Source organism: Streptomyces sp. NPDC034103, assembly GCF_055575395.1.
In genome coordinates this window covers 119,624-144,096 of sequence record NZ_JBVISS010000008.1, presented here as the reverse complement: position 1 = coordinate 144,096, position 24,473 = coordinate 119,624, and the positions used below count along the sequence as shown (strand labels likewise).

Here is a 24,473-nt window from a genome sequence, read left to right as displayed (position 1 = left end):
GCCTGGGCAACGACGGCCACCGGGTCTCGGCGTACCACCTCGACCTCGCGTACGACGCCACGACCAGGCTCGTCGACGCGACGGCCACCCGCTTCGACAGCCAGCGCCACCTCGGCGGCGTTCTCGTCCTGTACGCGCTGAGCCGGCTGGTGGGAGAGACGGTCTTCCACCGCGTCGAGCGGACCTTCCTGGACCGCTTCCGTGACTCCTCGGCGACGACACAGGACTACATCGCCGTCGCCTCGGAGGTCGCGGGGCAGGACCTGTCGGGGTTCCTTGCGGACCGGCTCTACGGCACGAAGGCCCCGCGGATGCCGGGGCATCCGGACTGGACGGTGACGCCGGCGAGCGCGGCGCCGCGGCAGCCGCAGGCCCGCCCGGGCGGTGGCCGTCACGACAACTCGGCCACCCTGTAGGGGCGGTGGGCGGTCAGTCGAAGCGGGCGGGGGACATCTCGCCCGCGTCGAACTCCGCACCCCGCTGCTGCGGGATCACCACGGCACCCTGCTGAAGGGCCACCGTGCGCGTCGGCGCGGGGATGCGGATGCCCTCCGCGCGGTAGCGCTTGTGCAGGCGCTTGATGAACTCGTGCTTGATGCGGAACTGGTCGCTGAACTCACCGACGCCCAGGATGACGGTGAAGCCGATCCGGGAGTCGCCGAAGGTGTGGAAGCGGACCAGCGGCTCGTGGTCGGGGACGGCGCCGGTGATCTCCGTCATGACCTCGGCGACGACCTCGATGGTCACCCGCTCGACGTGCTCCAGGTCGCTGTCGTAGGCGACGCCGACCTGGACCAGGATCGTCAACTGCTGCTCGGGGCGCATGAAGTTGGTCATGTTCGACTTCGCCAGCTCCCCGTTGGGGATGACGACCAGGTTGTTGGAGAGCGCGCGAACGGTCGTCTGACGCCAGTTGATGTCCTCGACATAGCCCTCCTCGCCGCTGCTCAGCCGGATGTAGTCGCCGGGCTGGACGGTCCTGGAGGCGAGGATGTGGATGCCCGCGAAGAGGTTGGCGAGGGTGTCCTGGAGGGCGAGCGCGACCGCCAGGCCACCGACGCCCAGGGCGGTGAGCATCGGCGCTATGGAGACGCCCAGGGTCTGGAGCACGACCAGGAAGCCGATCGCCAGGACCAGCACGCGCGTGATGTTGACGAAGATCGTGGCCGAGCCGGCGACACCGGGGCGCGACTGGGTGACGCTCCGCATCAGGCTCGCCACCAGCCGGGCCGCCGCCACCGTGACCACGAAGATCAGCAGCACGGTCAGGACCTGGTTGGTGGTGCGCTGGGTCGTCTTCGTCAGCGGCAGTGCCGCCGCGGCGACGGCGACGCCGCCCGCGATCGCCGCCGCGGGCACCACCGTCCGCAGCGCGGCCACGATGACGTCGTCACCGCCCCACTTGGTGCGATCGGCGTGCTTGCCCAGCCACTTGAGCAGGATGCGCAGCAGGAATGCGGCAACCAGGCCCGCGACCACGGCGATTCCGGGGACGACCAGGTCGTCCATGGTGAGATCCCGTTGAAATGCAGTCACATTGCCACCTGTTCGACATTGCTGGACGATCGAGCGCGTCGGCCCTGGCGGGGCCCCGGCCGACGCGACCGCTCATCCTGCCGTATCCGGCACGGGAGTTCGCAGACGGCCCGGACGCCGACGCTCCTTCTCAGACGATTCCCTCGGCGAGCTCCGCCTGGTCACGGTCGGAGCCGTAGGCCGCGGCGGTGGGCGTCCCGTACGAACGGCGGGCGGCGTACCACCACACCGTGGCCAGGGCGAGGACGACGGCGAGGGCGACGGAGGCGTAGTTCATCGTGTCGACCGTCACCGGCGACACCTGCGGCAGACAGAACAGCACCGTGACGAACGCCACCCACACGACCGCGATCCAGCCGATCGGCCTGCTCCACCGGCCCAGGCTCCACGGACCCGGCTGGAAACGGTCGCCCGCGCGCAGCCGCAGCAGGATCGGGATGGCGTAGGCGGGGGTGATGCCGATGACGTTGATGGCGGTGACCGCGGCGTACGCCGTCGCCGAGTACAGGGACGGCAGGGCGAGCAGGCAGGCCGCCGTCACCGACAGCCACACGGCGGCGACCGGGGTCTGGGTGCGGCCGCTGACCTTGCGCCACAGGGCCGAGCCGGGCAGCGCCCCGTCCCGGCTGAACGCGAACACCATGCGGCTGGCGGCGGCCACCTCGGCGTTGCCGCAGAACAGCTGGGCGACGATCACCACGACGAGCAGCGCGCTCGCACCGTCCGTGCCGAGGCCGTCCAGCAGGATCTGCGCGGGCGGTACCCCGGTGTCGGTGGCCCGGGTGGCGTCGTAGTCCTGGATGGCGAAGGTCAGACCGGCGAGGAGCACGAAACCGGCTATCCAGGAGACCCAGATGGAACGGACGATGCCCTTCGCCGCCGACACCGAGGCGTTGGAGGTTTCCTCAGACAGATGGGCGGAGGCGTCGTAGCCGGAGAAGGTGTACTGGGCGAGCAGCAGGCCGATGGCCGCCACGTACAGCGAGTTGGACCAGCCGGTGTCGTTGACGAACTCGGTGAAGACGAAGGACGGGGACTGGTGGTGGTCGGGGACGATCGCCAGCGCGCCGACGATGAGCGCGACGCCGGCCAGGTGCCACCACACGCTGATCGAGTTCAGGACGCTGACCAGGCGCACCCCGAAGAGGTTCAGTACGGCGTGCAGCAGCAGGATCGCCACGAAGATCAGCATCGTCTTCTCCGGCGTCGGCTCGAACCCCCACTGGAGGTTGGCGAAGGCGCCCGCGAACAGCGCCGCGCCGTAGTCGATGCCGGCGATGGCGCCCAGCAGACCGAGCAGATTCAGCCAGCCCGTGTACCAGCCCCAGCGGCGGCCGCCGAGCCGGTCGGCCATGTAGTACAACGCACCGGACGTCGGATAGGCGCTGGTGACCTCGGCGAGCGCCAGGCCCACACAGAGGACGAACAGACCGACGCCGGCCCAGCCCCACAGCATCACCGCGGGACCGCCGGTGCCCAGGCCGAACCCGTACAGGGTCATGCAGCCGGACAGGATCGAGATCACCGAGAAGCTGATCGCGAAGTTGCCGAAGCCGCCCATGCGGCGGGCGAGGACCGGGCGGTAGCCCAGTTCGCGCAGGCGCCGCTCCTCGTCGTGCGCGGGGTGGCCGTCGGTGGTGCGGGACATGTGAACCTCCGGGACGGGTGGACTCTCACGCGGGGCGGCAGCGCGCCCTGGCCTGGAGGAAGAACTCCACGGCCTGGGCGGTGTCGCCCTGATCGGGGGTGCGGTACGCCCAGGGCAGCGGCGTCCAGTACGGGCCGAGCGCCTCGAACACCCGGTCCGCGTCGGCGAACTGGAGGGCGCCCCACAGGGCGTGGGCGAGATGGTTGAGGTCCAGCGGGGACCGCTCGGCGGCGAAGGTCTGCTCGAACCAGGCATACAGCGCGCGCTTCGCCTCGCGGGTGGCGTCCTCGGCGACCCAGTGCAGGTCGAGGGCGGCGTCGCGGCCGCCGGAGCGCCGGTAGCGCTCGACCCGGACGTACAGCGGCAGGACGTGGAGGGCGGAGCCCGGGGGAGCGGTGTCGGCGGCCCAGTGCGCGTAGCCGGCGGCCTCGGCCAACCGCCCCGAGGTGCCGTGCTCGGAGAGGAACTGGAGCATCCGGTGGTGGGCCTCGCGGTTGTACGGGTCGCGCTTGTCGGCCTCGGCGAGCAGTCCCCACGGGCCCGGCGGCAGCATCGGCCCGGGCGGCGGCACCCGGTGCTCGGCCCGCCGCCGCTCCCGGTCGAGGCGGGCCAGCGCCAGCAGGCACACCCACGGGACGGGGTCATCGGGGGCGGCCCGGGTCGCCGCGTAGCTCGCCTGCCAGGCCTCCCGCCACAGGTCGAGGGTGCGTAAGTGGTCCTCCCGGTGCGCCCGCAGGGCCCGTTCCACGGTGACCCTCGCGTGCATCACGGCGGCCGGGACGCTGTGCGGCTCCTCGTCGAGCCAGGCGCGCACCACGTCGGTGCCGGCCGCGGCGGTGGCGAGGACCTGGGTGCGCTGGGTCCACTGCCACCAGGCCGTGGTCTCGGTGAGCAGCCGGCGCATCGACATCCAGCGTCCGGTGCGTAACTCCTGGAGGGTGGCGCGCAGTGCGGTGTCGTGTCCTGCGGGGTCGTAGGCGGGTCGTGCTCCGTCTCTGGCCATCAGTCCCCCGCCCCGGGCAGCGGGTGGGTCCTGGCGGCAGGGTGGAGTAACAACAGCCCTCCTCTGGGCGGCGGTCGAGAAGCTCGATTCGGTCGCGGCGGTCACTATAGAGGCGGAGGTTCCGCCTCTTCGGCGGTTTCCCGATCTTTTCGAACTCCTTTCCGCACTCAGCGAGTTGACCTGCACGAGTCGTGCTTGACGTCGGGTGGCGGACGGCGGCAGGCTGTCGCCCTGTGATCGCCGGGGGGCCGCTGCGAGCGTCCGAGCAACGCTCCGGCGAACCGTCCTGGGGAGGGGCTCGATGACAGGTCCGGTGCTCGCCGTCGACCAGGGCACATCCGGCACCAAGGCCCTCGTCGTCTGCCCCGAACGCGGTGTCATCGGCAGCGGCTTCGCCGAGGTGCGCCCGCGCCATCTGCCCGGCGGCCTGGTCGACGTCGATCCCGAGGAGCTGTACACCTCGGTTCTGGACGCCGGTCACCGTGCCCTCGCCGAGGCCGGTGAGCCCGTCGTGGCGCTGGGCCTGGCCAACCAGGGCGAGACCGTGCTCGCCTGGGACCCGGACACCGGCCGCCCGCTCACCGAGGCCCTCGTCTGGCAGGACCGCCGCGCGGAGTCCGTCTGCGCGGAACTCGCCCCGCACGCCGACGAGTTGCGCGACCTCACCGGCCTCCCCCTGGACCCGTACTTCGCCGCGCCGAAAATGGCCTGGATACGCTGCCACCGCACCCGTGAGGGCCTCGTCACCACCACCGACGCCTGGCTTGTCCACCGCCTCACCGGCGCCCTCGTCACCGACGCGGCCACCGCCGGCCGCACCCAGCTCCTCGACCTCGACCAAGCCCGCTGGTCGCCCCGCGCCCTGGACCTGTACGGACTCGCCGACGAACGGCTCCCGAAGGTCGTCGACAACGCCGGACACATCGGCACGACCAAGGAGTTCGGGCCGGAGATCCCGCTCACCGGTCTCGCCGTCGACCAGCAGGCCGCCCTGCTCGCCCAGCGTGTCACCGCGCCCGGCGACGCCAAGTGCACCTACGGCACCGGGGCGTTCCTGCTCGCCCCCACCGGCGACACCCCGAGCCGGGGAGACTCCGGGCTGGTCAGCTGTGTGGCCTGGCGGCTCGCCGGGCGCGCCCGTTACTGCCTCGACGGGCAGGTGTACACCGCCGCCTCCGCCGTGCGCTGGCTCACCGACCTCGGCGTGATCAGGGGCGCCGCCGACCTCGACGCGGTGGGCGCCACCGTGCCGGACAGCGGCGGCGTCACCTTCGTCCCCGCGCTGGCCGGACTCGCCGCCCCCTGGTGGCGCGGCGACCTGCGGGGCTCGCTCACCGGGCTGGGCCTCGACACCGGCGCCGGCCATCTGGTGCGCGCCCTGTGCGAGGGCATCGCCGCCCAGGTCGCCGAACTCGCCGACGCCGCAGGTGCCGACCTGGGGGCACCCTTGGAGACGCTGCGCGTGGACGGCGGCCTGACCCGCTCCACCCTCCTCCTGCAGACCCAGGCCGACCTGCTCCAACGCCCCGTCGAGGTGTCCGCCCTGCCCGACGCGACCGCGCTCGGCGTCGGCGCGCTGGCCCGGCTCGGCGCCGAGCCCGCACTCACGCTCGCCGAGGCGATGCCCGACCGGAAGCCCGCCGCCGTGTACGAACCGCGGATCACCGCCGAACAGGCCGCCGAACGCCGAGGCGCCTTCCGCGCCGAGGTCACCGCCCTGCTCCACCGGACGCCCGCATGACGGTCACCACGCACGGCCCTCTGCCGGTCACGCGGTACGACGTGGCGGTCGTCGGCGCCGGGGTCGTCGGCTGCGCGATCGCCCGTGAACTCGCCCGGTACCCGCGGCTGCGGGTCGCCCTCGTCGAGGCGCAGGACGACGTCGGCCAGGGCACCTCCAAGGCCAACACCGCCATCCTGCACACCGGTTTCGACGCCGTGCCCGGTTCGCTGGAGGGCCACCTCGTCCGCGAGGGGTACCGCCGACTCGCCTCGTTCGCCGCCGAGTCCGGCATCGCCGTCGAACACGTCGGCGCCCTCCTGGTCGCCTGGGACGAGGAACAGCTCGCCGCCCTGCCCCGCCTCGCACAGAAGGCGGAACGCAACGACCACCAGGACACCCGACTGCTCGGGAGAGCCGAACTGTACGCACGGGAGCCACACTTGGGCCCCGGTGCCCTCGGCGCCCTGGAGGTCCCCGGCGAGAGCATCATCGACCCCTGGACGACGACTCTGGCGTACGCGACGCAGGCGGTCCGGCACGGAGTGGACCTGCATCTCAACTGCCGTATGGACCAAGGGCTTTCGGGCACCACTCGGGGACCCCTGCACGCCCGATGGGTGATCAACGCCACCGGCCTCCACGCCGACACCCTCGACCGCCGGGTCGGCCACGCCGACTTCACCGTCACCCCGCGCCGCGGCCAGCTCATCGTCTTCGACACGTTCGCCCGGTCCCTGGTCCGGCACATCCTCCTGCCCGTGCCCACCGCGCTCGGCAAGGGCGTCCTGGTGGCCCCCACCGTCTTCGGCAACGTCCTGCTCGGCCCCACCGCCGAGGACCTCGACGACAGACACGCCACGCAGTCCACCGCCGAAGGCCTGTCCCTGCTGCGCGAGAAGGGCCGCCGCATCCTGCCCGCGCTGCTCGACGAGGAGGTCACCGCCGTCTACGCAGGGCTGCGCGCCGCCACCGAGCACGACGACTACCGCATCCGCGTCCACCCCGAGCGGTCCTACGTCACCGTGGGCGGCATCCGCTCCACGGGGCTCACGGCCTCGCTCGCCATCGCCGCCCACGTCACGGAACAACTGGTGGAACACGGGCTGGAGTTGGGCGCCTCCCGCGACCTGGATCCGGTCCGCATGCCCACCCTCGGCGAGGCCTTCCCGCGCCCCTACCAGCGCCCCGACCTCATCGCCGCCGACCCGGAGTACGGCACCCTGGTCTGCCACTGCGAACGCGTCTCCCGAGGAGAGATCCGCGACGCCCTCACCAGCACCGTCCCGCCCGGCAGCCTCGACGGGCTGCGCCGCCGCACCCGGGCCCGGGCGGGCCGCTGCCAGGGCTTCCACTGCGGCGCCGCGGTCCGGGAACTGTTCGAGCGCGCGGGACCCCGCGCCGAGCCGAGCCGAGCCGACGCGAGGGGGCGGGCCGGTGACGCGCGAGGGGGCGGACCGATGACGCGCGAGGAGGCCGGCCGATGATCCGCGAGGTCGACGTGCTCGTCGTCGGCGCCGGTCCCGCCGGACTCGCGGCCGCCGCCCGCCTCGCCGTCGCCGGGGCCGGCCGGGTCGAGGTGCTGGACCGGGAGCGGCAGGCCGGGGGAGTGCCACGGCACTGCGCCCACGGCGGCTTCGGCACCTGGCTGCACCCGCTGACCGGCCCCGCGTACGCGCGGCTGCTCACCGACGCCGCCGCGCGGACCGGAGCGGTCGTCCGGACCGGAGTGACCGCCCTGGACTGGACGGGCCCCCGCGCGCTGGCCACGGTCGGCCCCGACGGCCCCGAGACCCTCACGGCACGGGCGGTGGTCCTGGCCACCGGCGCCCGCGAACGCCCCCGTGCCGCCCGCCTGGTGCCGGGCACCCGACCGGCCGGCGTCTACACCACCGGTGAGCTCCAGCAGGCCGTGCACCTGTACCGGCAGCGGATCGGCACCCGGGCGGTGATCGTCGGAGCGGAGCCCGTCTCGTACGCGGCCGCCGACACCGTACGGGCCGCTGGGGCCGCGGTCGTCGCCCTGGTCACCGAGTCGGACCGGGCCCGGATCGCGCGGATCCGCGCGGCGGACGCCCGACTGCGCGGGCGCCTTCCCCTGCTCACCCGGACCACCGTCACCGAACTCCTCGGCCACGGACGGCTGTCCGGCGTCCGCGTCCGCCACCGGGACGGGCGTACGACCGTCCTCGCCTGCGACACCGTCGTGTTCACCGGCGACTTCGTGCCCGAGCACGAGCTGGCGCGGCGCGGCGGCCTGACCCTCGCCCCCGAGACCTCACGGCCCGGGGTGTTCGCCGCGGGCGGGCTGCTGCACCCCGGACAGAGCGCCGTCGAGGCCGCCCGCGCCGGCGCGCGGGTCGCCGTCGCCGTCGAGAGGTTCCTGAACGACCCGTGCCGGGCCGCTCCCCAGGCGAACGGGGTCAGATGACCTTCATCCGCACCAGGGCCCCGAGCGTCAACGCCCCCGGCAGCAGCGGAAGCCACACCGTGATGATCCGGTAGGCGAGCACCACGGCGGTGGCGACCGCCGCCGGACCGCCCGCCGCCACCAGCGCCACGACCAGCGCCGCCTCCACCGAACCGATCCCGCCCGGCGTCGGCACCAGAGCCACCGCGACCGTCGCCGCGAGATACGCCACCGCCATGTGGAGCGGCGGCACGGCCAGCCCCAACGCCTGCCCGACGGCGGCCAGTCCGGACGCCTGCAACGCGGGGAAGGCGAGCGAACCGCCCCACAGGGCGAACGCCCGCGCGGGTCGGGAGTGCACCTCGCGCGCCTCGGCCAGCGCGGTGTGCAGGAACGAGGTCACGGTGGTGCGCACCCGTCGGACGAGGACGAGGACGGCCGCCGCCACGAGCAGCACCAGACCGAGGGCGGGCAGCAGCGCGGCGACCGCGCCCTCGGGCAGGAGGGGGCCGAGGCTCAGCGCGTCGGGAAACGCGATGAGCAACGCGGCCAGCAGCCCCAGCCGGCCGATCGACTCCGCCAGCAGGTACAGCGCCAGTGCGGCCGAGGAGCGGGCCAGCGGCAGTCCGCACACCGTCATGAAACGGAGGTTGACCGCGCTCGCGCCGAGACCGGTCGGCAGCAGGTGGTTGGCCGCTCCGGCCGCGAACTGGGTGGCCAGCAACCGCCCTTTGGGCAGCCTCTCGACCACCGCGCCCTGTCGGGTGCAGGCGGCCGCGACCCAGGTCAGACAGGTCGCGCAGACCGCGACCAGCAGCCAGGGCCACTCGGCCGAGCGCAGATGGCGAAAGCCCGCGGCCAGGACCGAGCGGTGCTCCACGGCGACGACCGTGACGAGCAGCAGCGGCAGCAGGCACAGGATCTGCCGGATCCCGCGGGCGGGAACGCGGCGGGGGCTCACGTCCGAAGAGGTTTTCCCCGCCGTTCCAACGTCGGGTTGCGGCAGGGCGGCGGGAGCATTGCGTACGGTCATCGGTTCCTTCGAGCGGGGGGACATCCAAGGAGTGTTGACCTCAACAACGCTTGAGGTCGTACGTTCGCTCCCATGAGCATGGAAACCACAGCCTGGACACAGCTGCAGAGCGTGATGCACGCCGAGCAGGAGACCCGCCCCCTCGCCCGCGCGACACTGCGCCGCATCGGCGCCTTCGCCCGGCCGCACCGCGCCCGCATCGCGAAGTTCGTGGTGCTCGGGGTGGCGACCGCGCTGCTCGCCGTCGCCACCCCGGTCCTCGCCGGACACGTGGTGGACGCGATCGTGACGGGCGACGACGAGGGCACCGTCGTACGCCTCGCCCTGCTCATCGCGCTCATCGCGGTGGCCGAGGCGGCCCTGGGCATCCTCGGACGACGGCTGTCGGCGACGCTCGGGGAGGGGCTCATCCTCGATCTGCGGACGGCTGTGTTCGATCATGTGCAGCGCATGCCGGTCGCGTTCTTCACACGCACACGTACGGGAGCGCTCGTCTCCCGACTCAACAACGACGTCATCGGCGCCCAGAGGGCGTTCAGCAACACGCTCTCCGGAGTCGTCAGCAACCTGGTCACCCTGCTGCTCACCCTCGCCGTGATGCTCACCCTCTCCTGGCAGATCACGCTCCTCGCGCTGGTCCTGCTCCCGGTGTTCGTGATCCCGGCCCGCCGGATGGGCACCCGGATGGCCCGGATGCAGCGGGAGGCCGCCGCGCTCAACGCGGCGATGGGCACCCGGATGACCGAGCGCTTCTCGGCGCCCGGCGCCACGCTGGTCAAGCTGTTCGGCCGCCCCGAGCAGGAGTCCGAGGAGTTCGCGGCCCGCGCCCGCCGGGTCGCCGACATCGGTGTGCGCACGGCCACCGCCCAGTCGGTGTTCATCACCGCCCTCACCCTGGTCTCCGCCCTCGCGCTGGCCCTGGTCTACGGCCTCGGCGGCTGGTTCGCGCTGCGCGGCTCCCTGGAGCCCGGCGCGGTCGTCTCCCTCGCCCTGCTCCTGACCCGGCTCTACGCCCCGCTCACCTCCCTCGCCGGCGCCCGCGTCGAGGTGATGAGCGCCCTGGTCAGCTTCGAGCGGGTCTTCGAGGTGCTCGACCTCAGGCCCCTGATCGAGGAGAAGCCGGACGCGCGGGAGCTGCCCGAGGGCCCGGTCGCGGTGGAGTTCGACAACGTCCGCTTCGGCTACCCGGCCGCCGACAAGGTCTCCCTCGCCTCCCTGGAGGAGGTCGCGGCCCTGGACACCCGGGGCGGCGACGAGGTCCTCAAGGGCATCTCCTTCCGCGCGGAACCGGGCCGGACCATCGCGCTCGTCGGTACCTCCGGCGCCGGCAAGTCGACCATCGCCGCACTGCTCCCGCGCCTGTACGACGTCGACGAGGGCGCCGTGCGCGTGGGCGGCACCGACGTCCGCGACCTGACCGCCCGTTCGCTGCGCGCCACCGTGGGCATGGTCACCCAGGACGGCCACCTCTTCCACGACACCGTCCGCGCCAACCTGCTGCTGGCCCGCCCCGAGGCGACCGAGGCCGAACTGAGGGACGCCCTGCGCCGCTCCCGCCTCGAAGCCCTGGTGGACTCCCTGCCCGACGGCCTCGACACGGTCGTCGGCGAGCGCGGCTACCGCCTCTCCGGCGGTGAACGCCAGCGCATGACCATCGCCCGGCTGCTGCTGGCACGTCAACGCGTGGTCATCCTCGACGAGGCCACCGCCCATCTCGACAACACCTCGGAGGCGGCCGTCCAGGAGGCGCTCACCGAGGCCCTCGAAGGCCGCACCGCCGTGGTGATCGCCCACCGGCTGTCCACGGTCCGGGCGGCCGACCAGATCCTGGTGGTCGAGGCCGGGCAGATCATCGAACGGGGCACGCACGAGGAGCTGTTGGCGGCCAACGGTCGCTACGCCGAGCTGTACCGGACCCAGTTCGAGGAGCGGCCCGGCGACGTCGCGGAGGTCGAGGCGGTGGCGTAGGACATTCCCACGCGGCACGTCAACCCCGCAGGTTCACACAAAGACCGACAACATCATTGCCCCACTCGGATCGACAACCTAGTGTGCGTTCGGTTTCCCAACAGCACCCCACAGAACCTGACGCTCACTCACACAGTGCCCCACGCACTGTCGTTCCGAGGAAGGCCACGGTCATGCCGCACTTTCCCGTGATCCCCGTCAGCCGCCGCCGACTGCTGGAGGGCGGGGCCGCCGTCCTCGGCGCGCTCGCCCTGCCCGGCTCGCCCGCCGCCGCCCACGCGGCCGACGCGCCGACCGCCACCCCGGAGTGGAACGGCAACATCGCCGTCTTCCGGCTGGGCTCCGAGCCGCCGCACACCACGCTCATGCCGTACGCCGACGTCGGGCAGGCCCTGGCCGCCGACCGCACCCGCTCCCCGTACCGGCTCAGCCTGGACGGCACCTGGAAGTTCGCCTACGCCGACCGCCCCGACGACCGCGACCCCGACTTCCACCGCACCGACGTCGACGACAGCGACTGGGACACCATCCCGGTCCCCTCCGCCTGGCAGCTGCACGGCTACGACCGTCCCATCTACATCAACATCACCTACCCCTGGTGGGGCCCCAACGGGCTCGGCGAGGAGGCGCAGCCCCCGGCCGCCCCCACCCGCCGCAACCCCGTCGGGCAGTACCGCCGGACCTTCACCGTCCCGCGCGACTGGTCGGGCCGGCGGACCTTCCTGCACTTCGAGGGCGTCAAGTCCGCCCACTACGTGTGGATCAACGGCACGCTGGTCGGCTACCACGAGGACTCCTACGACCCCGCCGAGTACGACATCACCGACCACCTCAAGGCCGGCACCAACCAGATAGCGGTCGAGGTCTACCGCTACTCCGACGGCGACTGGCTCGAGGACCAGGACATGATCCGGCTGAGCGGCATCTTCCGCTCGGTCTACCTGTACTCCACCCCCGCCGTGCACCTGCGCGACTTCCGCCTCGACACCCCGCTCGGCGACGACTACCGGACGGCCGCCCTGGCGGTCACCGCCCATGTGCGGGACTACGGCGGGAAGGGCGCCGGACGCTACTCCGTCGAGACCCAGCTCTACGACCCGAGCGGGCACCCGGTGTGGTCCCGGCCACTGGTGGGGACCGTCGCGCTCGGCTCCGGCGAGGAGGCCGCCGTCGAGGCCGAGCGGGCCGTGCCCCGCCCGCGGCTGTGGTCGGCCGAACACCCCGACCTCTACACGGCGGTGCTCCGGCTGCGCGACCCCGCGGGGAAGGTGATCGAGACCCTCTCCCACCGGGTCGGCCTGCGCGAGTTCGCGCTCCGGGACGGCCTGATGCGCATCAACGGCCGACCGGTCTCCTTCCGCGGCACCAACCGCCACGAGATGCACCCGGTCCGCGGCTCGGCCCTCACCCGCGCGGACATGGTCGAGGACATCCGGATCATCAAGCGCCTCAACATCAACAGCGTCCGCACCTCGCACTACCCCAACAACCCGCAGTGGCTCGAACTCGCCGACGAGTACGGCCTGTACCTCGTCGACGAGACCAACCTGGAGACCCACGGCATCCGCGGTGAGTACCCGGGCAACCACGCCGACTGGACCGCGGCCTGCGTGGACCGCGCCCGGAACATGGTCCACCGCGACAAGAACCACGCCTCGGTGGTCATCTGGTCGCTCGGCAACGAGGCGGGCGGCGGCAGCACCTTCAACGCCATGTACGACTGGATCGCGTCCTACGACACCACCCGCGTCGTCCAGTACGAGGGCGACGACCGACCGGGCATGAGCGACATCCGCTCCGAGATGTACGACAGCCCCTCCCGCGTCGAGGCCCGCGCGAAGGACACCACCGACACCCGGCCGTACGTGATGATCGAGTACTCGCACGGCATGGGGAACTCCAACGGCAACTTCAAGAAGTACTGGGACATCGTGCGCCGCCACGACGTCCTCCAGGGCGGCTGGATCTGGGACTTCGTCGACCAGGCCCTCGCCTGGCCCACACCGACGCGCAAGCGGTTCACCGAGGCCGGGCCCGCCGCGCTCCAGGGCGAGATCCAGGCCGCCGGCGGCACCTTCACCCGCGCCGAGGGCATCTCGGGCGGCACCGTCTTCGCCCGCGACCCGGGCCTGGACCTCACCGGCTCCCTCACCGTGGAGGCGTGGATCACCCCGCACGTGACCGGCGGCCACCAGCCGATCCTCGCCAAGGGCGACACCCAGTACGCCCTGAAGCAGACGAACAGGAACCTGGAGTTCTTCATCCACGGCGGCGGCCAGTGGGTGAGCGCGAGCTGGGCGCTGCCGGCCGACTGGACCGGGCGCGAACACCATGTCGCGGGCGTCTTCGACGCGGACGCGGGCACCATGACCCTCCATGTCGACGGCGCGGTCCGGGCCACCCGCACCACCACCCGGCGCCCGGAGAACAACACCGCCCCGCTGGCCCTGGCCACCGATGTCGACAACCCCACCCGGGAGTTCAGCGGCACCGTCCGGCGGGCCCGCGTGTACGCCCGCGCGCTCGGCGCCGCCGAACTCGCCTCGGGCGGACGCGGACCCGGCGACGACGGCGTGCGGTTCTGGTTCGACGCGGCCACCGTGGACCTCTCCGAGCGGCGGCCCCGCGACAGGACCTTCTACGCCTACGGCGGCGACTGGGCCGACAACCCCAACGACGGGGCCTTCTCCGGCGACGGCATCGTCACCGCCGACCGCGGCCTCACCGGCAAGTCCGCCGAGGTCAAGCAGGTCTATCAGGCGATCAACGCCAGCTGGGCGGACGCCGGTTCGGGGAGGGTGACCCTCACCAACGAATACCTCTTCACCAACCTCCGCGAGTTCGACGGACGATGGCGGCTCGTCGCGGACGGCAAGGTCCTGCGCAGCGGGCAGCTCAGCCACGCTCAGCTGGACGTGCCGCCCCTGTCGAGCAAGGACGTCACGGTGCCCTTCAAGGTGCCGCCCCGCCCCGCCCCGGGCACCGAGTACTTCCTCCACCTCTCCTTCACCACCAGGGAACCCACCCGGTGGGCCAAGGCGGGCTTCGAGGTGGCCAAGCAACAGCTCACCGTCGACGCGGGCGTCCCGCCCGTGATCCCGGCGCCGCTGGCAGGCGTCCCGGCCCTGCGCTTCGAGGACGGTGAGGCGTCGGTGACCGTCACCGGCAAGGGCTTCTCCCTCACCGTCGACAAGAAGAGCGGCCTCATCACCTCCTACCAGGCCTCCGGCAGCCGGCTGATCGCCTCCGGTCCGGCGCCGAACTTCTGGCGGGCGCCCACCGACAACGACCGGGGCAACGGCCAGCACCTGCGCAACCAGACCTGGCGCGACGCCGGCGCGAACCGCCGGGTCACCTCCGTCCGCGTGCGCGCCCTGCGGGACCGGGCCGTCGTGATCGAGGTCAGCGGCACGCTGCCCACGACCACCGAGTCGGCGTACACCACCACCTACACGGTCTTCGGCAACGCCGAGATCAAGGTCGACAACACCCTCCACCCGGGCGCCGCCTCCCTCCCGTACATCCCGGAGGTGGGCATCCTGCTGTTCCTGCCCGCCCGGCTGGAGAAGGTGCGCTACTACGGCCGGGGCCCGGAGGAGAACCACTGGGACCGTGCCGACGCCACCGACGTGGGCCTGTACTCCGGCACCGTCACCGGCCAGCGGACCTCCTATCTGCGCCCGCAGGAGAGCGGCAACAGGACCGACGTCCGCTGGTTCGCCCTCACCGGCGGCACCGGGCCCGGCCTGCTCGTCTCCGGTGAACCTCTTCTGGAGGTCAACGCCTCCCACTTCACCCCGGAGGACCTGTCGGTGGGCGTGCGCCACGACTACCAGCTGAACCCGCGTGCCGAGGTCGTCCTCAGGCTGGCCCACCACCAGATGGGCGTCGGCGGCGACGACAGCTGGGGCGCCCACACCCACGACGAGTACAAGCTGTTCGCGAACCGCGACTACGCCTACACCTACCGGCTGCGGCCGTTGCCGGACCTGGGCGGGGCGACGGCGGCGCACCGCAGGCCCACCGGCCTGGAGTGAGGCGGCCCGACGGAACACCACGGTGGCGGGGCTCGGTTCCGGTGTGCGGCCGGGACCCGGCGCCCCGGATCGCGCCCGGCATGACAAGCTGTGCTTCCCCACCCCGAACCCAGGAGGCCCCCATGACCGCAGAGCCCGCATCCCCGGACAATTCGGAGCCGGCTGCCGCCGAGACGTCTCCTCTGGCGCCGGACGAGAACGGCAACTACGACCTCAAGCGCAAGTTCCGCGAAGCCCTGGACCGCAAGCGCGGTGTCCAGGCGGACGCCGCCGATGTCGCCGCCAACCCCGACGCGTCGAAGGTACGCGCGGCCCACGGCCCGGCTTCGAGCCAGCGCTCCTTCCGGCGCAAGAGCGGCGGCTGAGCCGACCGGTCGACGTAGTCGACGGCCCGGGGGGACGCCGGCACGCCCGGCCGGCGTCCCCCCGGGCCGTCCGCATCACTCCGTCGAGAAGTGTCAGCAGAAGTCGAGCTGATCCGTAGGCGAATGGTTGTACGCTTCCGCCACCGCCCTTGACCTGCACTTCGGCCGACGCGACGTGTGCGGGCTCCGAAATGCGAACGGCCGGTTTTCCGCAACTCTCCTCCAGAGTGTCAGTGATGGTCCGTACCCTCGACGCCATGGAGGGGAACGAGCGGAAAGTCCCAGACGGGGAGGAAGCCGACGCTGAGGCATGGCAGCGGTTGGGTGCGTACGCGTACCTCAGCGCACCTGAGCGCCTGGAATACATCGCGGTGATGCGGGTGTTCTGCGGCACATTGCTCGCCGACCTTTCTGTACCGGACCTGCTTGCAAAGCTGGCCGAGAAGGCTGGCCCGGGTGCGGCGCTGGACGCGGAGACGCTCACCCGCAGGCTCGAAGAGCTCGTGCGCTGGGGCAATCTGCTGCGCAGCACGCATGCCGTCAAAGCAACCAGCATCACCGAGTACCAGCGCTCGCGGTCGCGCTACCAGCTGTCCAAGCTGGGGGAGCGCGTGCAGCGGGGCGCGGACGAGGTGCTGGCCGGGGCGGACGCGGCACGTGAGGTGAGCAGCGAGCTGCTGGTCCTTGTCGACCGTGGACTGCGCGAGATCGCCGCCATGGCCGCGGCGCCGGGTGGTGCCGATCCGCAGCAGGCGCTGGAGCGGATCAGCACGCTCTTCGTGCAGTTCGCCGAATTCGCCGAGTCTGTCCGGGACTTCTACGCCTATCTGGGCCAGGTGCTGGCGCGCTACGACCTCGACTCGGCCGAGTACCAGGGGTTCAAGGAGCTGCTGCTCGACTACGTGGAGGCCATCACCGAGGACGTCTCCTTCAGGGCTCCGCGCATCGCGGCCCACCTGGACTTCATCCGGCCCCACCTGCCCGGGTTGCTCGCCCGAATCGACGCGCACGCGGCGGGCATGGGAGCACTCGCCGACGGGCTTCCCGAGACGCGGGTGCAGCGCAGCCGCGGACGGGACCTCGCGGACTGGGAGGGGCTGCGCGAGTGGTTCACCGACACCGGAGGCCACTCCAGCCAGGTGGATCAGCTCAGGGACGCCACCCTGCGGGCCCTGCAGTCGCTGCTCGCCAATGCCAAGCGCATGCTGCGTTCGGCGTCCGGTGAGATCTCCCGTCGCAACGACCTGCTGCGGCTCGCAGCCTGGTTCGACGCGGCGGAGCCGGAAGAGGCCCACGACCTGGCGGTCGCCGCCTTCGGGCTCTACGGCGCGCGCCACTTGGGGGTGGCACCGGACCCCGACCGGTCCGTGCCGGCGTACGTGAGCTGGTGGACAGGACCCGTGGTGGACGTGCCGGTGGCGCTGCGCGAGCGCGGCAGCAGGGCCGCGCGCGGGCGGGCCGCGGCGGCCGAGGACCACTCCGCACACAAACGTCACCTCATGGAGCAGGCGCGGCAGCAGGCCGAGGCCCGGCGGGCGGCCGCCGACGAACTGCGCAGCTCCTCGGGCAGGTTCGACCAGGTGCGCCTCAGTGCTCCGGCCATGCGACTGCTCCTGGAGCTCCTGACGACAGCCCTCGGCAACGCCGGGCTGCTCAGGGACGCCCGCGACTTCCTGCTCGACGGCGCGCAGGCGGAGGAGGTGGACCTCCACATCCGGCTGACCGCGTGGCGCACACCCGGGCGGTCTACCGTCCTGCGATCGGTGGACGGAGACCTGACAGCGGACGATCTCTCGCTGGCCGTCGAGAGCCTGGCCACCGACAGTGCGTCCGCGCCGACGATGGGGGAGGCGAGTGCCTGATGCGCTTGCCCTCCGCACACGATGTGGCGCTCGCAGCCGAGCGCCGCACCGCAGCCCGGCTCCTGCTGGCCCACCCCCTGGTCACCAGCACCGGGCCGCACAGCGACACCTTTCCCCTGGTCCGCCGCCACGCCGACTGGCTGGCCCAGCGCTTCCAGCAGGTGTTCGGATACCGCCTGCTGGTGGAGGCCTCGTACGCCCGGCTGTTCAAGGCAGGCCTCGGCCCAGGCTCGGGACACCGCCTGGAACGACTCTCGACCGGAACACCGTTCAGCCCCCGCGCGTACGCCTATCTGGCTCTCGCGCTGTCGGTCCTCGTCACCGCACCGGAACAGCTGCTGCTCTCCCAACTCGTCGCGGACCTGCGGGCCGCGGCCGTCGACGCCGGCATCGAGATCGCCAACACAGGGCGGCAGGCCGAGCGGCGGACCCTCGCGGCCGCTCTGCGGCAACTCGTCGACTGGGGCGTCTTGGTGGAGACCGAGGGGCATGTGGCGGCCGTCGCTGAGGAACGGTCAGGGGAGGCGCTGCTGACCGTGGACCGCGAGATAGCGCGGGCCGTCGTCGCCGGCCCGCTCGCCCAGAGCCGCAACGGCGCGGACCTCGTGCGCCGGGCTGCCGACCCCGGCTTCGGAGGGCCACGTACGTACGTCCGCAGGCGTCTCGTCGAGACCCCCGTCGTCCACCTAGACGACCTCACAGACGCCGAGCGTGAATGGCTGCGTACCCGGCAGCGGCGCGAGGCGCAGGCGTTCTCCGAACTGCTCGGCCTGGAAGCGGAGATCCGCGCCGAGGGCATCGCCCTGGTCGACACCGAGGACGAACTCACCGACCTGCACCTGCCGGGCACCGGCACGGTGGCTCAAGCCGCGCTGCTTCTCGTGGAGCGGCTGGTCGACCGGCTGCGGCCCGAAGAGCCCGGCCATCCGGCGGTCGGCGGACGCCTGATCATCGGCGTCCCCGTCCCCGAAGGCATGCTGCCCGTACTCCTCGACGAACTCATCGAGGAGTACGGCAGGCGGACCAACTGGCAGCGCGGCCACCTGGAGGACCGGGAGGGATTCCTCGCGGCCGTACTCGATCTCCTCCGCCGGATGCGGCTGATGGCTCCCGCCGGGCCTGTGCGCGCGGACGGCCACGGCCTGCCCGAGGGATACGAGCAGACGGTGGCCGACGGGCGCTCCGTCACCGATGTCTCCCAGGCGCGGGGTCAGGACCGTCCCGGCGGCCGTTGGATTCTGCTCGCCGCGGCCTCCAGGTACGCCACCACGGTGGCGGTCAAGCCCCGTACCGACCAGTCCCCAGCGGACGACGTCTTCGAGGAGTCGCCCCGATGAACCGCCCGCCGACACCGCACCGTTACCGATTGCACCGCGCGGGCATCCGGAACGTCTGGCAGTACGACGAGCAGGAGTTCGCCTTCGGCGAAGGCCGTCTGCTGCTGCGCGGCAAGAACGGCGCCGGCAAGTCCAAGGCCCTGGAACTGCTGCTGCCCTACCTCCTCGATGGCGACGCCCGTGCGCTGGACGCCACCGGAACCGGACGCACCACCCTGTCTTGGTTGATGCTCGACGGCATCGAGCAGACCAACCGGCTGGGCTACCTGTGGCTGGAGTTCGCGCGGACGGACGAGCAAGGGAACGACCACCATCTGACCGTCGGCGCGGCCATCCGCGCGTCCCGGTCGACCAAGACGGCGAAGCCGTTCTTCTTCACCACCCGACTGCGGATCGGTGAGGACCTCGACCTCGCCCCCGCCGGGCGCCCTCTCCCCATCGACCAGCTCAAGTCGCTCGTCGGCTCGGAGAACGTCACCGACCGTGCCGTCGAGCACCGGGCCAGGGTCGCCCGCGAACTGTTCGGACTCACCGACGCGGCGCGCTACCGCAACCTGCTCCACCTGCTGCACAGGCTGCGCCGTCCCACCATCGGCGACCGCATCGACTCCGGCGGACTGGTCTCGGTCCTCGCCGAGACCCTGCCCGCTCTGGACGACGAGGTCGTGGAGAAGGTGGCCCGCAGTCTGGACGACCTGGACTCCGTGCGGGCCTACCTCGGACGCCTCGAACGCACCGACCAGGCGCTGCGCACCTTCCTCACCGACTACCGCGGCTACCTGCACGGGGCGCTGCGCAGCCGCACGGACCTGGTGACCGGCGAGCTGGAGCAGCTGATGGAGCACCGCAGGTCCGCCGGTGACGCGGCGCGCAGGGCGGAGGGGCTCCGCGAGCGCGAGCACGAACTGGACGCCCGCATCGACACCCTCACGAGCGAGGCGGGTGCCGCCGAGACGGACCTGGCCGCCCTGCACGCCAGCGCCGGATACCGCAGCCTGCGGGAACTCGGAGAGAAGCGCACCACGGTCACCGCGCTGCACAGCGCGGCCGCTACCGCCTTCAAGGCCGTCCGTAAGGCGCACAGCAACCAGGAGGAGGCGGGGCGGCGTCTCACCTCCGAGGCCCGGCGGCTCGGTGAAGAGCTGGTCGAACTCAGCACCATGCACGGCGAGTTGGTACGGGAAGCCGAGCGGTCCGGGATCGACCCCGTGCACCTGGGGGAGCCCGTGGCGACGCCCGTCGCACCGGTCACGCCCGCTACCACGGCCGAACTGACCGCTCCGGAAGGCGACTTCCACCTGGTACGGCACAGTGAGGTGCTGGCGGTCGACACCGAGACCTGCACGAGTGCGCTGCAGGCCTGGGACGCCCGACTCGACGTCGCCCAGCCGGTGATCAGGAACCGCGTCAGGTTCGTCACGGAACTGGGCGCCCTCATCGAGCGGTCGAGTCAGGCTCAACGGCAGGCGGACGAGGCCGACGCCGCCCGCGAACGTCTGGAGGAACAGGCGGACCATGCGCGGACCCGGGCCGACTCTCGCCGGCAGGAGACTGCGCGTGAGTCGCAGGCGTACGCCCTCGCGGTCCGAGACTGGAGCGAGCGGCTGCGGACCTCCACCGGGGCGTCTTTGGATGCCGTGCCGGCCCTCGTCGCGCATGACCCTGCCGATGGTCCGCTGCCCGCGCAGACCCCCGACGAGGTGGCCGAAGCGGCCCGGTCGGCCGTCGACCCGTGGCTGGCGGAACGGGGCGCGGAGCGTGACGACGTCGCCTTGGCCGTCCGTGAACTGGAGGCAGAACAGGCCCGCCTGCGGCGCCGGCGTGAGGAATGGGAGAGCCGCACCGATCCCGAGCCTCCGCCCCCGCCTCACCGCACGGCTCCCCGCACGTCTGGCACCGGAGCGCCCCTGTACCGGCTGGTGGATTTCGCCCACGACCTGGAGCCGGACGCGCGGGCAGGCCTGGAGGCCGCGCTGGAGGCGAGCGGCCTGCTCGACGCCTGGGTGCGGGCGGACGGCGTGGTCCTCGACCCGATCACCCATGACACCCTCCTGGTCCCCGGAGCGCCCGTGGCCGGGGTGACGCTCGCTCGGGTGTTGCGGGCCGTTGCCGCCCCCGACACCGGAGTGACGGCGGAGCAGATCGAGCGCGTGCTCGGGGCGGTGGCTCTGGCCGGGGCCGGGGTCGGCATCAGCGATGCCGGGCCGGTGGGCGAGGTGGCGGAGGCGGGGTCACACACCGTGATCGGTACCGACGGCTCCTGGAGGCTCGGCATCGCCCACGGCCGCCACACCAAGGAGTCCGCCGAGTACGTGGGCGCGGAGGTGCGTGCGGAGACACGCCGCCGCGCACTGGCGGAACTCGACCGCGAACTAGCCGAACTGGAAGGCGAGTTGGAGGAACGCCGACATGGCCTGCGGATCCTCGCCGAGCACCGCGATCGGATCAGCGACACCCTGCGCCGGCCGCCCTCGGCACGTGGGCTGACGGATGCCTGGGCCCGTACCACCGAGGCCGGGCGCACCGCGGAATCCCTCGCCTCGCAGGCGTCCGCGGCAGCCCGCGAAGCGGATCAGGCGCGTGCCCGCGCGGTCGCCGCCCGGCGCGAGACCGAGGCGGCGGCGAGTGCCCAGGACCTCCCCGCGGACCCCGCCGCGCTGGAAACGGTGCGTCAGGCCCTGGACCGCCTCGGGCAGGGTACGCAGCGGCTTCGCCGACGCGTGCGCACGGTCCTGTCCGCGGCCGACGGCCACCGGGGCGGCCGGACGGACTGGGAGCGCGCCGAGTCCGCCCGCCGGGAGGCCGAGTCGGACTACGCCGAGCCGCTCGGCCGCCTGGAGACCGCCCGCCGAACCGTCCAGGCCATGGAAGAGGTCCTCGGAGCCACGGAGCAGGAGATCCTCGCCCGGGAGGCCGCGGCGACGCGCCGTCTGGAGTCCACAGGACGCCAACTCCCGCATGTGCGAAGGGACCTGGCAGAGGTACACGACCTGCGTGTACGGGCGGAAGAGGACGAGAGGGCGCGGCGCGAGACACTCGCCGGCCAGGAGGCCGAGGTGCTGGCCTGCGGCAGGCGACTGCGTACGGCCCTTTCGACGCCGGGCGTGCTGAGAGGAGCGGGTCTCGACCCCGACGCGGATGCCGCGGCTCTGCAATCCCCGGACCCCCTCCACCACGACGTGCGCGAGCGCATCGCAGCCCTGCGCCTGCTGACCGACTCCGTGCGTCGCGGCCTGGACGCCGAACGCCGCGACGTCTCCGACACGACCCTCCTCAACCGCCACACAGACCTGCGTGACCAGCTCTCCGGCGGCTACGACGCGACGATCGAGGAACACGACGGCATCAAGCTGTGCCGGCTCGTCGACGACCACGGACCGCACGACATCGCCGCGGTCGGCGAGCGCATCGCGGCCGAGGCCGCCGAGGCCCGTGACCGTCTGACGGAGCGCGAACGCGAGGTCTTCCAGCGCTTCCTGACGGGAGAGCTGGGCGACCACCTGTCCTCGCAAGTACTGGCCGCAAGCGCCCTGGTCGCCGCCCTTAACAACACCCTCGCCACGGTCCGTACGTCACACGGCCTGGGCGTCACCCTGGACTGGAAGCTGGCGGACGGTGTCGAAGCCGATGTCAAGGCGGCCGTCGACCTTCTGCGCAGCCCGTCCGGGCTGCGCACCCGTGAGCAGTCCGAGCAACTTCGCGACGTCCTCCAGCGCCGTATTGAGGACGCCCGCCGCGCCGACCCGGCAGCCGGTTATGCGGCCCACCTGCGCACCGCCCTGGACTACCGCGACTGGTTCGTCTTCACCCCCTGGGTGGTGAGCGACGCGGCACCGGGAAGTCGCCGCAAATTGTCCGGCCGCACCGGTCTGAGCCAAGGCGAACAGCGGGTCCTCTCCTACCTGGTCCTCTTCGCAGCGGCGGCAGCGCACTTCACCGGCCTCGCCGACACCGCCCCGCAAGCACCTCGCCTGATTCTTCTCGACGACGCGTTTGCCAAGGTGGACGAGCCGACGCACGCCCGCCTCGGCCGCATCCTGGTCGACCTCGACCTCGACTTCGTTCTCACCAGCGAGCGACTGATCGGAAACTGGCCCGACGTGCCGTCCCTCCACATCTACGAGTGCCTGCGCGACCCGCATGTGCGGGGCGTGGCCACGCTCCACTACACGTGGAACGGGCGGCAGCGGAGACTGATGTCGGTATGACGGGGACCGAACGAACCGACGAACACCCTCCGGCTAGCGAAGCCCTCGCTTTTCTCACCCGGCCGGGCCTCACCCGCCTCTGGACGGCGGCACGGACCCGGCTCGAACGCAACGGCCTCCAACCGGCCGGAACCATCAGGCTCGAGCACCTGGAGGCGCAAGAGCGCGAGGCACTGTCCCTTCTCCTGGCTCGACCGATCACCGGCCGCACCGCTGTGATCCGCCTGTCGGACCTGGACATCCGCCTGCGCGCCACCGCGGTCGGACGGGGCCTGGCCTCGACGCTGGAGGAACTGGGTCCGTCCCTGACAGACCGGCGAGCGATCCGCGCCGCAGCTGAGGCCGGGCGAGCCAGCGTGTGGGCGGCGGTTCAGACCGAGCTGGAAGCCACGTCGTTGTCGGCTCAGCCCTGGACTGCACAGTGGCTGGAGGAGACGCGACGTGGCGGCGCAGTCGCCCGCCAGGATCCGAAGACTGCGGTGACTGTTATCGCCCAGGCCGTACAGATCCTGGCGATGCTCTTCCCCGGCCCCGGCCCCGGCCCACGCCCCACCCTGGCCACCTGGGGCCGCGGCGAACTGGCCACCCGTGCCACCGGCTCGGCCCACGGCCTGGACGACGGCACGCTGCTGTCCCGGTTGGTCCTGCGGGGCATCGCGGCGGCGCACAGTGTCGTGCCACCAGCGGATGCGCCCGCGCGCCGGGCCCTGTGGCGCATGGCCTCGGTCACCCCGGACGAGGTGTCCAGCACGGTGCTCACGTATGGCCTGCGCCCCACCGGTGACACCTGGCAGGAGGCGGCCCTGCGCGAGCGTGCCGACCACCACATGGAATCCCACGTGACTCTCCGCGAACTACGCATATTGAGACTGGAGATGCCGCCCGGCACCCTCCTGCACGTCTGCGAAAACCCACACGTGGTTGAAGCGGCGGCCGACACTGGCCGTACGGCGCCCATGGTCTGCACGTCGGGGAGCGCGACGACGGTCGTTCTCACACTCTTGGACGCGTTGGCGGCGTCCGGCTGCACCTTCGTCTATCACGGTGACTTCGACTGGCCTGGCATCGCGCTGGCCAACCGGATCACGCATCGGTACGGAGCCGAGCCATGGCGTATGCGAGCGGCCGACTACGAGTATCTAGCGACCCGCACGCAGATGCGCGGCACACCGCAGATCGCCCTCACGGGAGCCCCTACGGAGGCGGTGTGGGACGCGGAACTGGCCCCCACGATGAACGCCCTGGGCATCGCCCTCCACGAGGAGGCGGCGCTCGATCTGCTGTTGGAGGACCTCGGGTGATGGCTCGGGCCGGGCGGCGGCCTGACGCGGGGAAACGGCCGGTGT

13 protein-coding genes and 2 pseudogenes are annotated in these 24,473 nt (G+C 72.2%); 11 read left to right on the top strand and 4 right to left on the bottom strand.

The annotated features are described in order from the left end of the window. Positions 1-92: 92 nt before the first annotated feature. Positions 93-416, top strand: a pseudogene (locus ACZ56U_RS19090) (M1 family peptidase); the annotation flags it as partial. A gap of 13 nt (positions 417-429) precedes the next feature. On the opposite strand, the gene ACZ56U_RS19085 reads toward ACZ56U_RS19090, so the two are convergent. From ACZ56U_RS19085 to ACZ56U_RS19075, 3 genes are all read right to left on the bottom strand, one after another. Further along, positions 430-1,509, bottom strand: coding sequence for a mechanosensitive ion channel family protein (locus tag ACZ56U_RS19085; protein ID WP_469085442.1), 1,080 nt, complete (start codon positions 1,507-1,509; stop codon positions 430-432). Positions 1,510-1,666: 157 nt separating this feature from the next. Then, entirely contained in the window at positions 1,667-3,184 is a 1,518-nt protein-coding gene (locus ACZ56U_RS19080; RefSeq protein WP_469085166.1) for an amino acid permease, read from the bottom strand. A gap of 25 nt (positions 3,185-3,209) precedes the next feature. After that, a complete protein-coding gene (locus ACZ56U_RS19075) occupies positions 3,210-4,187 on the bottom strand; it encodes a hypothetical protein (protein WP_469085165.1) in 978 nt (325 codons plus the stop codon). A gap of 301 nt (positions 4,188-4,488) precedes the next feature. Between ACZ56U_RS19075 and ACZ56U_RS19070 the strand changes: the two genes are divergently transcribed. From ACZ56U_RS19070 to ACZ56U_RS19060, 3 genes and pseudogenes are all read left to right on the top strand, one after another. Then, a complete protein-coding gene (locus ACZ56U_RS19070; RefSeq protein WP_469085164.1) occupies positions 4,489-5,928 on the top strand; it encodes an FGGY family carbohydrate kinase in 1,440 nt (479 codons plus the stop codon). Continuing rightward, complete coding sequence (locus tag ACZ56U_RS19065; RefSeq protein ID WP_469085163.1) at positions 5,925-7,394, top strand: FAD-dependent oxidoreductase; 1,470 nt, start codon at positions 5,925-5,927, stop codon at positions 7,392-7,394. The genes ACZ56U_RS19070 and ACZ56U_RS19065 overlap by 4 nt, the downstream gene beginning before the upstream one ends. After that, positions 7,391-8,293 (top strand): annotated as a pseudogene (locus ACZ56U_RS19060) (FAD-dependent oxidoreductase); the annotation flags it as partial. The gene ACZ56U_RS19065 and the pseudogene ACZ56U_RS19060, both read left to right, overlap by 4 nt. Before the next feature lie 37 nt (positions 8,294-8,330). Here the strand turns inward: ACZ56U_RS19060 and ACZ56U_RS19055 are convergent. Then, positions 8,331-9,248, bottom strand: a complete 918-nt coding sequence (locus ACZ56U_RS19055) for a lysylphosphatidylglycerol synthase transmembrane domain-containing protein (RefSeq protein ID WP_469085441.1) — start codon at positions 9,246-9,248, stop codon at positions 8,331-8,333. Positions 9,249-9,428: 180 nt separating this feature from the next. Here ACZ56U_RS19055 and ACZ56U_RS19050 point away from each other — a divergent pair, with 180 nt between their 5' ends. From ACZ56U_RS19050 to ACZ56U_RS19020, 7 genes are all read left to right on the top strand, one after another. Continuing rightward, positions 9,429-11,318: an ABC transporter ATP-binding protein gene (locus tag ACZ56U_RS19050; protein ID WP_469085440.1), complete on the top strand. Its 1,890-nt coding sequence runs from the start codon at positions 9,429-9,431 to the stop codon at positions 11,316-11,318. Between the two features lie 173 nt (positions 11,319-11,491). Then, complete coding sequence (locus tag ACZ56U_RS19045; RefSeq protein WP_469085162.1) at positions 11,492-15,355, top strand: glycoside hydrolase family 2 TIM barrel-domain containing protein; 3,864 nt, start codon at positions 11,492-11,494, stop codon at positions 15,353-15,355. Between the two features lie 122 nt (positions 15,356-15,477). Next, positions 15,478-15,720 (top strand): DUF5302 domain-containing protein, encoded by a 243-nt coding sequence (locus ACZ56U_RS19040; protein ID WP_469085161.1) that lies wholly within the window; start codon positions 15,478-15,480, stop codon positions 15,718-15,720. Between the two features lie 236 nt (positions 15,721-15,956). Continuing rightward, positions 15,957-17,582, top strand: a complete 1,626-nt coding sequence (locus tag ACZ56U_RS19035) for a TIGR02677 family protein (RefSeq protein ID WP_469085160.1) — start codon at positions 15,957-15,959, stop codon at positions 17,580-17,582. Beyond that, a complete protein-coding gene (locus ACZ56U_RS19030; protein WP_469085159.1) occupies positions 17,582-18,919 on the top strand; it encodes a TIGR02678 family protein in 1,338 nt (445 codons plus the stop codon). The genes ACZ56U_RS19035 and ACZ56U_RS19030 overlap by 1 nt, the downstream gene beginning before the upstream one ends. Then, positions 18,916-23,127 (top strand): TIGR02680 family protein, encoded by a 4,212-nt coding sequence (locus tag ACZ56U_RS19025; protein ID WP_469085158.1) that lies wholly within the window; start codon positions 18,916-18,918, stop codon positions 23,125-23,127. Before ACZ56U_RS19030 ends, ACZ56U_RS19025 begins: the two co-directional genes overlap by 4 nt. Then, positions 23,124-24,428, top strand: coding sequence for a TIGR02679 family protein (locus ACZ56U_RS19020; RefSeq protein WP_469085157.1), 1,305 nt, complete (start codon positions 23,124-23,126; stop codon positions 24,426-24,428). Before ACZ56U_RS19025 ends, ACZ56U_RS19020 begins: the two co-directional genes overlap by 4 nt. The last annotated feature ends 45 nt before the right edge of the window (positions 24,429-24,473 follow it).